At 38.3% G+C, this 12,863-nt stretch carries 11 protein-coding genes; 4 read left to right on the top strand and 7 right to left on the bottom strand.

What is annotated here, in order from left to right; translation table 11 throughout:
* Nucleotides 1-27: 27 nt before the first annotated feature.
* From JHD79_RS06910 to JHD79_RS06895, 4 genes are all read right to left on the bottom strand, one after another.
* Nucleotides 28-1,287, bottom strand: coding sequence for a DUF5103 domain-containing protein (locus tag JHD79_RS06910; RefSeq protein ID WP_199118485.1), 1,260 nt, complete (start codon nucleotides 1,285-1,287; stop codon nucleotides 28-30).
* A 77-nt stretch (nucleotides 1,288-1,364) separates the two neighbouring features.
* A complete protein-coding gene (locus JHD79_RS06905) occupies nucleotides 1,365-2,342 on the bottom strand; it encodes a Gfo/Idh/MocA family protein (protein WP_199118484.1) in 978 nt (325 codons plus the stop codon).
* A 30-nt stretch (nucleotides 2,343-2,372) separates the two neighbouring features.
* Nucleotides 2,373-4,283, bottom strand: coding sequence for an ABC-F family ATP-binding cassette domain-containing protein (locus tag JHD79_RS06900; RefSeq protein ID WP_199118483.1), 1,911 nt, complete (start codon nucleotides 4,281-4,283; stop codon nucleotides 2,373-2,375).
* A 173-nt stretch (nucleotides 4,284-4,456) separates the two neighbouring features.
* The gene (locus JHD79_RS06895; RefSeq protein ID WP_199118482.1) at nucleotides 4,457-7,570 is read right to left on the bottom strand and encodes an AsmA family protein; all 3,114 of its coding nucleotides are present in this window, start codon (nucleotides 7,568-7,570) and stop codon (nucleotides 4,457-4,459) included.
* A gap of 125 nt (nucleotides 7,571-7,695) precedes the next feature.
* On the opposite strand from JHD79_RS06895, the gene JHD79_RS06890 reads away from it, so the two are divergent.
* From JHD79_RS06890 to JHD79_RS06880, 3 genes are all read left to right on the top strand, one after another.
* Complete coding sequence (locus tag JHD79_RS06890) at nucleotides 7,696-8,106, top strand: Rrf2 family transcriptional regulator (protein WP_199118481.1); 411 nt, start codon at nucleotides 7,696-7,698, stop codon at nucleotides 8,104-8,106.
* 78 nt (nucleotides 8,107-8,184) lie between these two features.
* A complete protein-coding gene (locus JHD79_RS06885) occupies nucleotides 8,185-8,832 on the top strand; it encodes an NAD(P)-dependent oxidoreductase (RefSeq protein ID WP_199118480.1) in 648 nt (215 codons plus the stop codon).
* 162 nt (nucleotides 8,833-8,994) lie between these two features.
* Nucleotides 8,995-10,023, top strand: a complete 1,029-nt coding sequence (locus JHD79_RS06880; RefSeq protein WP_199118479.1) for a quinone-dependent dihydroorotate dehydrogenase — start codon at nucleotides 8,995-8,997, stop codon at nucleotides 10,021-10,023.
* Here the strand turns inward: JHD79_RS06880 and JHD79_RS06875 are convergent, their stop codons facing one another.
* Both JHD79_RS06875 and JHD79_RS06870 read right to left on the bottom strand, forming a co-directional pair.
* Entirely contained in the window at nucleotides 10,024-10,467 is a 444-nt protein-coding gene (locus tag JHD79_RS06875; protein ID WP_199118478.1) for an SRPBCC domain-containing protein, read from the bottom strand.
* A gap of 46 nt (nucleotides 10,468-10,513) precedes the next feature.
* Entirely contained in the window at nucleotides 10,514-10,924 is a 411-nt protein-coding gene (locus JHD79_RS06870; protein ID WP_199118477.1) for a DUF3052 family protein, read from the bottom strand.
* A 172-nt stretch (nucleotides 10,925-11,096) separates the two neighbouring features.
* On the opposite strand from JHD79_RS06870, the gene JHD79_RS06865 reads away from it, so the two are divergent.
* A complete protein-coding gene (locus tag JHD79_RS06865) occupies nucleotides 11,097-11,417 on the top strand; it encodes a hypothetical protein (RefSeq protein WP_199118476.1) in 321 nt (106 codons plus the stop codon).
* Here the strand turns inward: JHD79_RS06865 and JHD79_RS06860 are convergent.
* Nucleotides 11,414-12,682, bottom strand: coding sequence for a voltage-gated chloride channel family protein (locus JHD79_RS06860; protein WP_199118475.1), 1,269 nt, complete (start codon nucleotides 12,680-12,682; stop codon nucleotides 11,414-11,416). The two genes, JHD79_RS06865 and JHD79_RS06860, sit on opposite strands and share 4 nt — an antisense overlap.
* Nucleotides 12,683-12,863: the final 181 nt, after the last annotated feature.

Here is a 12,863-nt window from a genome sequence, read left to right as displayed (position 1 = left end):
AAAGCTTTGTGTGCCGGTTGGGTTAACTTACCTTTTTATACTATTGATATTGGTAAAACCTACAAGGTCATCATATCTGCTGCCTGGTCTTCTATAATAGGCCAAAATTTGATAGTTGTTTTCGGTTTCAAAAAAAGAACCTTCAAATACGGTATCATCAAATTTATTATTTTCGTCTACCCAAACATATTTGAAATCATATAACCCTTGTTTTAGTTTAATGTTACCATAAAATCTTCTTCTTGAGGATTCGTAAGTGAGTTTGTTATCCTCTGTAAGTGCGTAATTGTTAAAACGTCCAAACACATACACATTTCCTTTTGGTGTGGGAAGTTGGGCGCTTAAAGAAAACAGAACATAGGCATAATCGCTATCGGTAATGTTATCCCTGCCATCCATATTTCGAATAAAGAAATTACCATCTTCATCAAATTGGTTACTATACCTGGAAGAACTGTTTTCCAGATCTGTAGACAGAATAACATTTTGGGTGCTATCAAGATAAATATCGGCTACATGTTCCGCTTTGTACCTGAAGCTTCTGATATCGAATTTTCTAAATTCGTTACCACCCCAAAAAAGATTGGTATTGATATCATTATAAACCAATGAACCTTGTTTAACAAAAGAGGGCTTGGTATTTACGATAGCAGTTTGTGGTATGGCATTCTGCATAACCACGGCTTTTACTTCTAAGTAAGGATTGGCAATTGGCGTAGTATAGAAGATGCTAAAATTAATTTTTTGTTTGGTATTTCTGCTGGCCACTTCTGTACTTGGTACCACCTCGGCACCAATGTTTACAGTGTTGCTAACAATGTAAAAACGTTGTGTAATGACTACTTTATTTGGATCACTGTCTTCATAAACCTTCAGGATATAATTACCAGCTATTTTAGGTTTAATCTGGTCATTGGGAAAAGTGAGCTGGTAGTGAGTGAATTTTACCAGGGTGTTAAAAGAATACCTGTAATTGAAGATGATATCCTCCTTAAAGCTTTCCAGATAATCCATTTGATTAATTCCAGAAGGTTTCCAGTCCCACGTGCAATGTTCTATGGTATAAGTATAGTTTTTCTGTCCACCACGTAAATCATCAAAGCCAAAAGTTAAGGTTTCGCCACTTTTTAAGGCAATAATAGGGAAAGATTGCTCCTTAATGGTATTGTAGCATTCTACAGTTTTAATGTATGGCTGATATATTTTGTTCTGATATTCGGCTTGGGCATTTGCACCAGATAAGCGAAAGAGGAATAAAAGACAAATAAGTATTTTAAGTTTTATCATAGCTTTAATTACAAGTTAACTAAATTAGCTAAACAAATGATTTATACCTAATAGAGAAACGGTATTATTTAAAATGCTTAATATGGTTTGGTAAATCCATCCAAAAGTTTCATACTCTGTAAAGCTTCTTCTGCACTACAGGGATTGTTACCCGCATTTCTAAAATAGCTTACCACTTTTTCGATCATAGGTTGTTGAACGTGTTCAAGGGGATTGAAAGTTAATATTTCTTCTTGATTGTTTTGACTGATTTTAATGTGATGTCCAAATACGGAAAAACTAATTTTACCTTTTGAACCAAAAATTTGGCAACTATCGGTTTGTTGGTCGGCAGAAGCAGAAAAGCACCACAGGCCATTAAATATTGTACCATTTTTAAATAAAATGTGGCCCGTTACCAAATCGTCTACTGCTTGTAAAGGATCCAGTTTACTGGAAAGACCATTGAAATGTTGTACCTGCCCGAAATAATATAACATCAGGTCGAGCTGATGGGGAGCCAGATCATGAAATAGGCCGCCGCCAGAAATAGCCGGATTTAGCCTCCAATTTTCTGCAGTATTGGCAATAATATTACTGGCCTTGGGCTGTAGCATCTTTAGATCAACAAAAAGAACATCGCCAATAATCTTTTCTTCTAGCAGCGATTTTATTTTTAAGAATAAGGGTTGTGCCCTGCGATAATGCGCTATGGTTAGCTTTACACCGTATTGATTGGATGCCTCTGTCATTCTTTTGGCCGAGGCACTATCTATGGCCATGGGCTTTTCTACATAAACGGGCTTGCCTGCAGCAAGTGCGGTAATGGTATAAGCTTCATGTTGTAGGGGCGGTGTGGCAATGTATATGGCGTTTACTTCAGGGTCATGAATGAGGTCGGTTGCCCGGCTATACCATTTTGGAACATGGTGCCTTTTGGCATAATCTGCTGCCTTGTGGGCATCTCGTCGCATTACGGCCACTAACTGCGAATGGGGAACCTTGTTAAAGGCAGGACCACTTTTAACTTCGGTTACATCTCCACAACCTATAATTCCCCATTTTATTTCATTCATTGTAAGGTGCTTTATGACGATAAGTCCAGATTAGCCTTCAAGTTCCATGATTTCTGAGGCCAGTATTTCCCATCTTTTTTGCGCATCATCCAATAAAGTTTTTTCGGCCAAATATTTTTTATTGGCCTCATCGAGCTTTTGTTGATTGCTAAATACTTCTTCTTTAGTTAATTCTGCTTCTTTTTCAGTTACGCTATGTTCAAAGGCAGCAATTTCTTCTTCTACCTTTTTAAGCTGATCATTTAGTTTTTTTAACCTTTGTTGCGTATTGGGAGAAGCAGGCTCATTTGCTACTTTAGCTTTTTTCTCTTCCTGTTTTACAGGGATCGGTTTAGGAGTGGGCTTAACACGTTTAGAATCCCATTCTTCGTATTCTGCGTAGGTGCCTGGATATTCCTTAATCTTTTCGTCTTCTATGAACCAAATTTTATTGGCCACATGATCTAGGAAATACCTATCGTGCGATACGGTAATAAAAGTACCTTCATATTGCTGTAAAGCCTGAATCAGTATATTAACCGATTGAATATCTAAGTGGTTGGTAGGCTCATCCAGTATTAAAAAGTTCGAATCGGTCGTTAGTGATTTGGCCAAGGCCACTCTTGATTTTTCCCCTCCAGATAATACCTTAATTTTTTTGAATACATCATCACCAGTAAACAAGAAACAGCCTAGTATACCTCTTAACTCTGTGTCGCTATGCTTAGGGGCAAAAGCTTGGAGCTCTTCCAATATAGAATTGTCTAAGTGTAGGGATTCTAATTGATGTTGGGCAAAAAAGGTAGTGGTTACATTATGTCCGGTTTCACAGAAGCCTTCAAATTTTTCGGTACCAGCAATAATTCTCAATAAGGTAGATTTACCTTTACCATTGGCTCCGATCAATGCAATTTTATCTCCTTTTTCTATTACCCCTTCGGCATTTTTCAGGATATCAACGTTAGGATAACTTTTATAGGCATGTTCAATACGGACCACATGACGGCCTGAAGGCTTGCTGAATTTAAAGCTAAAGTTTACCGTAGGGTTATCATCGTCAACATCTTCTACACGCTCCATCTTATCTAAGGCCTTCATACGCGATTGTGCCATTTTAGCTTTACTTGCCTTGGCCCTGAAACGTTCAATCAAACGTTCTTCCTGTTTGATCTTGGCCTGCTGATTTTTGAATTCGCCACGTTGTATTTCTGACCTTAATGCTTTTTCTTCCAGGTAGAAGGAATAATTGCCAGCATAGGTAGTCAGTTTTCCTTTTCTTGATTCGACGGTTTTGTTAACGATTTTATCTAGAAAATACCTATCGTGCGATACGATTACAATGGCTCCTTCGAAACCACCCAGATAGGTTTCCAACCATTTAATAGACGGTAAGTCCATGTGGTTGGTAGGCTCATCGAGTAAAAGGATATCAGGGTTTTGTAGTAAAATTTTAGCCAACATTACCCGCATGCGCCAACCTCCAGAGAAGGTATTCAATGGCCTTTGCTGATCGTTGGTGCTAAATCCTAAACCTGCTAGGATCTCATTGGCACGATACTCGATATTATAGCCATCTAAAGCTTCAAATTCTTGTTGTTTGTCACTTAGTTTATTTAAGATCTCTTCACTGTAATCAGTTTCGATTTTTTTGAGCAGGTCTTCAATCTCATCATGTAATTTGTTCTGGCGTTCGAAAGCCTCCATGGCCACATGTAAAATGCTATGGTGTGAATCATAAGAAAGTAAATCTTGGTTCAGATAGCCGATTTTTAGGTCTTTGGCCATCGAAATACTACCCGATGTAGGGGCATATTCGCCAACAATTATTTTGAGTAAGGTAGATTTTCCGGTTCCATTGGCACCAATCAATCCCACTTTATCGCCTGGCTTGATGTGCCAATCAGCTTCATCATATAAGGCCCTTGAGCCAATTAAAAAAGTTAAATCGTTTATAGAAATCATTTGGGCACAAAAGTACGTAATTTGATTGACGAATTGGGATTCGGCTTTACGATTTTGAGTATTCTGTTTGGGAATGATTTTTTAAGAAAAAATGCCCTACTGTAATGGGCCAAGGGCCAATAAAGTAGGACATTGATAGAAGGCCGTTATCCTAAGGATAATTTCGATGTCAATTATTTGCTTTCTGAATCCTCTGTTTCTTCTAGTTTGCCTTCTTTGTTTCGTTTTAGTTTTACTATTGGTTTTTCCTGTGTTCCTGTAACACTTAAGGGAATACCAATGATACCAAAGGGCGGAAGACCCAATCTGCCACTAAGGTTTAACCGGCCATCGAAACTCACTTGACCTTCAAAACGCGGTCTAAATCCGGCAATTTTCATTTTGGTACGCTCAATGGTAATGATGTTGTTTTTAATGGTGGTTTTAACTACCACATCCTTAAGGTTGGGATTGGTTAAGGTATCCCTGTCTGTAGCCTTGCTTACCGCATTCATCATTTTAAAGCCTGCTAGCTTGACTTCTTTTAGCGTTAATGTGCCGCCTCCTTTAATAGAGGGGAAAACAGGATACATTTCTTCATTCAAGCGGCCTGCTAATTGGTAATCTAAGCCTACAATACCTTTAATCTTGGCGGCAGAAGTAGCCATTTCCCTAAATAATTTAATCTCTTTGTAGGCCCTGGCAATATCAAACTCTTTGGCGCTTAGCTTGAAATCGAAATTGGCCGAGGTAGGGCTTAAACTCTTGTAGGTGGCATCCATAGCTACTTTAGCACCAACCACGTCAAATCCAGTTTGTGATAAGGTCAATTGGCCGTTGTTTACGGTAAGCGTTCCTTTGGCATTCTTCAGGTCCAGTCCATTATAAGCAACATTGTTGGCATTGGCACTGAAACTGATGTTGAGGTTGTTCGGGATAAGGATAACGCCTTTGCTGGTGCTGTTTGTAGGCGTACTGGTCTCGCCAGCGTAGGCCATAAATTCATCGGCAACGATCTTGTTGCTGTGGAGCATAAAACTTCCGGTAAGTTTGGCCTTTTCATCAAAGACATAATTGATATAATTCCCTAAATTTCCATTCAATTTAAAGTCAGACCCGCCATAAGAAGCATTGAACTCTTCAAATTTCATGGCAGAAGAAGTAAAAGAGAACTTTCCATTCCTGATTAGAAATGGATGAGGGAACATATCTGTCCGTACATTCAATTCCTTGATGTTCATCATGCCGTTATTCTGTAGTCTACCATACCTACCTGCCATAGCATCACTTTGTAAACCTTTAAACGAAACATTAGTGTAGATGAGACCATTAACCTGATAGCCAGGGATAGCAAAGACTTTATAGAGCTTGCCAATGTCCAAGGTGCCTTTCGAACTAATATGATAAGATACATTTTCAAGATTACTCACATTGGCTTTCAGCATGAATGGTTGTCCCGCCATTTCAAATGAAATGGGTTTTACGTTTAATAAAGTGCCTTTCAGTGTGCCATCAGTATTGGTAAGCGCAGCATCAATATCAATTTTTTCTAAAGCTTCGCTAAAATGACTGGTCTTGATATAACCATGATCCAGTTTGATCAGGGTATGGGTAACTGGAAATAATTTCTTGGTTTTATCATATGAGCCTTTGCTATTTAGGTCTACAGAAAGTTTACCATTTAACACCAGGCCTTTGATCGGATAGAAGTTTTTGATCTCCGAAAAGTTGATAGCTGTTTTTAATCCCAGGTCTACCGTAATATTGTTAACAGTTTGTAGCTTAAAATAACCTTTAATATAGTTTGACATGGCATTTATGTCAATATTGATGATTTCCAGTTTAGTGTTTTTGTAATCGCCGTTGGTGTTTGAACCCGTAAAATCAAAAGCAATTTTGTCGATGGGAGAAGGCAATGGGGCATATTTGAAATAACCATCGGTAAGTTTGATTTTGGCCTCGAATTTTGGTACGGTAGCAATTACAGTATCTATTTTTCTTATGCCACTTTTAACCACTTTTTTGCTGTATTTACCATCGGCATGAATGGCCATAAACAATCGTCCCTTAAGATCTAGACTATCTAAGTTGACTACTTTGGCCCATTTTTCTAAATCGATATTTGAACGGGTTTTGGTATAGATTTCAGGTTCTTTTAGGCCCTGTATTTTGGTGACTGAGGATAGATAATCGTTGCCAATGTTGAAGAACAGGCTATCCATGTTAAGATACAGGCTATCTGGATTCAAACTTGGAAGTCTTGTTTGTAGGTTTAGGAAAAGATTTTTAATCGATTCTGGTGCATTTGGATTCGTAATTTCGCCCTTTCTTACCTTCATGTTAAAGTTTAAGGTAGGCATGGTGTTACTTTGGGCAATGTACTTTCCAACCAATGAGGCGTCAATCTCTGCATAGCCTTTAATGTTGGTACGTTCTAACCTTTCCGCAATTTCAGGTGGGAGCGCAGTAAAGATATTGTGCAGATCGGTTTCTTTGGCGTCGGTCTTAAAATCCATATCGTAACCATCTTTCAAGAAAGAAAAACGGCCCACAAAACGGATAGGTAGAGAATTGATTTTAAGATCATTTTCATCAAATACAAGATCTAAAGAGTTGGTATTAACTTTGGTAATCAGTTTGGCATTTAGTTTTTTGTTTAATAGGTAAGGTATGTTGTTGTAATAGATATCGGCATCGGCAATGGATAGCTTTGATTTTAAATCAAAAATGGCATGGCTCAGATCTCCAGTGCCCGAATAATTGACTCCTTTTGCATTAATCTGCATGGGTATTGATTTATCATTATATACCAAATCGCTATTTTTAATATATATACCTTCTATTTTTATGGCCGTGTTGCTAGTGTCGCTGGCTTGTTTACCATTCGGTTTACTATCGTACACATTATAGTTGGCATGTCCCTGTTCATCGGAAAGGATATTGATCTTGGCATTGTCCAGGTAAAATTCATCAACTTTGATCTGATTACTAAATAACGAAAGTAGATTAATTCCAAGGGATAATTGTTTGGTGTAGATCAAGGTGTCATTTTTAAAAGGCGCAGAACCTTTTAATAGAAACTCTTCCAGATTTAGGGTAAGAGAGGGAAAATGGCTGAAAAAAGACAGTCCCGTACCTTTAAAGCTTACTTTACCTTTAATGTTCTGGTTAATGGTTTGGGTAATCTGTTTGTTGATGGTTTGTGGAATGAGGTAGGGGATGATGAACAATAAAGCTAGAAGCGATATGACGCTTATGGCAAGGATTTTAAAAAACTTCTTCAAGATAAAATAGATTTTGGCGTTCATTGCAAAGATAGTTTTAAATAGCTGATTTTGTCCATGTGCCAACTTTTTTAACAAAATTTTGCAACACATTTGGCAGAATGGAAAATAATGCATTATATTTGTACTGTAATAATTAATATTACAGAATGAACAACGGAAAATTTGCCATTTCTCTACATATTTTGGTTTTGCTTGATAAGGCAAAAGGTGAATTGCTGTCGTCGGAGTATATGGCGGGAAGCATTAACATTAATCCTGTTTTGGTAAGAAAGGAATTGATTAATTTAAGGAAAAAAGGTTTTGTAGCTAGTAAAGAGGGAAAAAATGGCGGAGCAACATTAGCGAAGCCGGCAGAAGAGATTACGCTTGGAGCCCTTTATGAAAGCGTAAGACAATCGCATTTATTAGGTAGCCAAAAAAATGAGCCTAATCCATCATGTACAGTAGGGAAGCACATCAACTCGCATTTGAATGATCTATATGATGAAACAGAACAGATTTTAATATCCCAACTTAATAAACAGACCTTGGCCGATTTTAGCCATCGTTTTACTTAGGTATTTGATATTTTTTTAAACAAAACTGTAATAAATTAAGTTACAATTTAGAGAATGATAAATTAAAAAAAATAAAACATGAAAGTAGTAGTAATTGGTGCCACAGGTTTTGTTGGCCAAAATCTAGTAGAAGAATTAGCTAATAGGGGACATGAAGTTTTAGCAATAGCAAGAGATGCCACTAAAGTAGCGCAGAAAGAAAATGTAATTTCTCAAAGTGTAGATGTGACTGACGAGACTGCTTTAACAGCCGCTTTAAAAGGTGCTGATGTAGTGTTGAGTGCATTCAATGCTGGTTGGACCAATCCTAACATCTACAACGATTTTATTAAAGGATCAGAATCCATACAAAAGGCTGTGAAGGAGGCTGGCGTTAAACGCTTGGTGGTAATTGGTGGGGCAGGTAGCTTGTTCATAGATGGGCAGCAACTGGTAGATGGTCCAAATTTTCCAGCAGAGATTAAACCTGGAGCAACTGCAGCTAGAGATTATCTGGACCTGCTCAAGAAAGAAAAGGACCTGGATTGGACTTTCTTTAGCCCCGCTATTGAAATGCACCAAGGGATTACCACTGGGCGTACAGGAAAATATCGTCTGGGATTAGAAAATCCGGTTTTTAACGAAGAAGGCAGAAGCATACTTTCGGTTCAAGATTTGGCAGTAGCCGTAGTTGATGAAATAGAACAAAATAAACACCCAAAACAAAGATTTACGGCAGCTTATTAAAAGAATGTTTTTGAAACGCTGTACAAAACTCTATCCTTCATCATCTTCAAAAAAAAGTGGAGATGATGAAGTTTGAAGGGTGACATCTTGGTCTTTACTTAGGAAAAGGAACAAAACGATTTGGTCTTTTAATAGATTTGACTTTTTTCCTATCTTCGCACTATGTATCGCCTTGTAAAACCCATATTTTTCAAATTTGATCCAGAAAATGTTCATCATTTTGTGGTTAAACGCTTAAAATGGTTCCATGATTTCTTCCCTTTGGGAAAAACCATATTGCGTGGAAATTATGATATCAGTTATAAAGGATTAGAACGCGAAGTTTTTGGCCTAAAGTTTAAAAATCCGGTGGGTTTGGCTGCAGGCTTTGATAAAAATGGCGAATATGTAGAGGCTTTAAGTAATCTGGGCTTTGGCTTTATTGAAGTGGGTACGGTAACGCCTTTGCCACAACCTGGTAACGACAGACCAAGAATGTTCCGTTTACAGGATGACCATGCGATTATTAACAGGATGGGCTTTAACAATAAGGGGGTAGATGTAATGGCAGAGCGGCTTCGCCTGTTGAAGAATAGGGAACCGGGTATTATTGTAGGTGGAAATATTGGTAAAAACAAGAATACGCCGAATGAAGATGCCATTTGCGATTATGTGAAGTGTTTTGATTGTTTGTTTGACGTGGTCGATTATTTTGTGGTAAATGTAAGTTCGCCCAATACACCTGGTTTACGTGCCTTGCAAGAAAAGGAACCCCTTAAAGAATTGCTGAATACTTTACAGAAACGTAATAACAAAGACAATAGATCTAAACCCATTTTATTGAAGATTGCTCCAGATCTGACCAACGAACAATTAGACGATATTGTTGAGATTGTAAAGGAAACCCATATTGCCGGAGTAATAGCGACCAATACCACCATTGACAGAAATGGTCTATATGCAGAGGAAAAATTGAAAAGTGAAATGGGAGGTTTGAGTGGCAAGCCATTGACCAAGCGTTCAACTGAAGTCATTCGTTATTTGGCACAAAAATCTGGCAAATCATTTCCAATTATAGGGGTAGGTGGTATACATACACCAGAAGATGCGAAAGAAAAATTAGATGCAGGCGCTTCATTGGTTCAATTATATACGGGTTTTATTTATGAAGGACCTGGTTTGATCAAAAGAATTTGTAAGGCTTTGATCTGATCATTTCTCTATGTTATTGGCCTCTAGATATTTTCTTAGGCTAGTATGTATAATATAGGTCCAGCCTTTTACAAAATTTTCTCTAGCGAAATCTGGTCCTCCTTCCGCGAGCGTATGTACGTCAGCATGGGTAAGCCTAAGTATGGTTTTTTCTCCCTTGTCCATTAGTTCCCAAGTAACTAATGAATTTCCAGGATAATTGTCATATCGCCAAGTATAGGATAGTTTAGTCTCTGCTTCAGCTTCTTGAACCTCGCAAAGATGTAAGTATTGTGCTTGATCTTTATCCCCACCTATAAAATCGAATTTAAAGCCCACTTTTGGTTTGAACTCTTCTAGATCGAAATACCATTCCTTCATTTCGTCTTTGTTGGTAATAGCGCTCCAAACTTTAGCTATGGGTGCATGAAGTGTCCTCTCTATTACAATGCTGTCTGTCTTCATGGTTCTGTTATTAGATTAAATGTATAAATGCCGACAGTAGAGGTGCTTATATTCTTCTGTTCTTAACTGGAATTACCAGTTTTAAACCAGACCATATTTCATCTACTGCACATACTTTAACATCTATAAGGCCATTTTTGATTGCAATTTCTCGAATTAAGTCTTCAGTTAGGTCTGTTGGCACCTTGGCCGATTTCTTGGGCCAAGAAATCCATATCATTCCATTGTCTTTTATTTGGCTCTTTAAGAAGGGTAACTCACGATCTAATTCTGAAAGCTGCTTGGTGAAATAGTGTATGAGGTCTTGAGGTGATGATTCGTTTATTTCTAGAATTTTGGGAAGGTCCACTAATAAGTCAAAGTAATGAGCGGGGGTGTTGATTAATAATAATTTAAAATGCTCCTTTATGCCCAATTTTTTTGCCAAGGGTGTACCAGAATATCCAGTTGTTTTCATTGAATTCAATTTAATTAACTTCTAAGTTAGTTATTAGTCGGATTTTTTTAAAGAGTTGAATTGATGTGCTGAATTAATTTGTCACATGTTGATAACAAAATATAAATAATAGCTCTTGTTATTTGGAATTATTCTAAATAATGAGATATTTGTGAAATCCAGTTTTAAAATCATGTGCGAAAAAACCATTATAGCCAATTCAGGAGATATTCAGATTACCCAGTGTAATCATTGTAGGATGATCAACATATGGAAGCCGGGAGTGCTTTTAAGCTTTTCATATACGCAGTTTTTTGAGTTTGTGAACGTGGCAAAGCAACTCAATTTTGATAAGTATCATGAGTTTGGTCCAGATGGTAATCGTATTGTTATGCTTTCTACGCCCTTTCCAGATTTATGCCTGAAGTTTAGTAGGGCAGAACTATATGATTTTATCCATGCCATGGATGAGGCCGTCTATATGCATAAAGTATATGAAATTATACATAGCTAATGTTTAACTTCTTTTTTATACCTTCTTAAAACTTTCTTGTGAAAATAGAGTTTTGGCCGGCTAATGAATTGGTCTGCATAAATGCCGTGGGTTCCTGAAAAAAAGTAAGATATACAGCATGAAACCGCTATGAATGGCATGACCTTAATTCCAAATAATTCTACGGCCATAACAGTACAGGCAATAGGTGCATGTGTTGCTCCGGCAAAAACGGCCACAAACCCCATCGCAGCAAGTAAATCTAGGGGCAATGGAACAATCCATATCAGTACATTGCCCAATGTTGCCCCAATAAAGAACAGGGGAGTAACCTCTCCGCCTTTAAAGCCGACACCTAGCGTAAAGGTGGTTAGTATGATCTTAAGGAGAAAATCGTAACTATTCAGCTGGGTTTTAAAGGCAGCTTCTATGGTTGGGATGCCCAAGCCTATGTACTTCGTGCCGAGCAACCACACGGCTATGACAATAAATATTCCGCCAAGTAATGGCCTAAAAGGTGGATATTTAATCGTACTGGAGAAAATTTTGTTCCAAAAATGTAGTAGGCGACTAAACAATAGAGCGGTTATGCCAAATATTAATCCAGTACAAGCACTCCAGCTCAAACTTTTAAAGTTAAGCACTTGGTTAGAGCTAACCAGGTAAGGAGTATGGTGAATACCTAATGATATACAGGTATAATGAGCAATATAGGCCACCAAAATGCTACCTATGACTGCTTTAAGATCAATTTTTTTGAAAGCCAAAACCTCGATTGCAAATAAGGCTCCGGCAAGGGGGGTGCCAAAAACAGCAGAGAAACCAGCGCTAATGCCCATGATGATTAGTGTTCTTCTGCTGTGCTGTGTCAGCTTGAAATATTTGGTACACTGGTCTGCTATAGCTCCACCCATTTGTATGGCTGTGCCTTCGCGTCCTGCAGAACCACCAAATAAATGGGTTATAAGGGTGCCTATTAAAATAAATGGCGCCATTCTAAAGGGGATTACTTTTTTTGGATTTTCATATGCTGTAAGCAAAAGATTATTGCCTTTGGTAATTTCCTTTCCCCAATAATGGTAGGCCAGGCCGATACTCAACCCGGCTAGAGGTAAAAGGGAAATGATCCATTTATGGTTTTCTCTGTAACCGGTGACCTGATCTAACAAGTATAGAAATAACGCGCAAGAGCAGCCTATAGCTACACCAATACTCAGTATAGTGGCACTCCATTTTAAGATAGAAAGAAAGGAGGAGGAAAGATTTTTGTGGATGTCTTGTGGCATGATTTATCAAATAAAGTCTACGTTAGCTTTTTGAGCTTATTAAGTAGACGCCATCCTGTCTCTTATACACATCTGACGCTGCCGACGATCGAGCCATAGTGTAGGTCTGGGTGGGGGGCGGGTGGTGGGGAGGGGGGGGGGGGGGGGGGGGGGGGGGGGGGGGGGGGGGGGGGGGGGGGGG

The sequence above is a fragment of the Pedobacter sp. ASV28 genome (assembly GCF_016428855.1).
Lineage (GTDB): Bacteria > Bacteroidota > Bacteroidia > Sphingobacteriales > Sphingobacteriaceae > Pedobacter.
The sequence above is the reverse complement of the archived record's forward strand: the minus strand, read 5'-3'. Positions and strand labels throughout refer to the sequence as shown.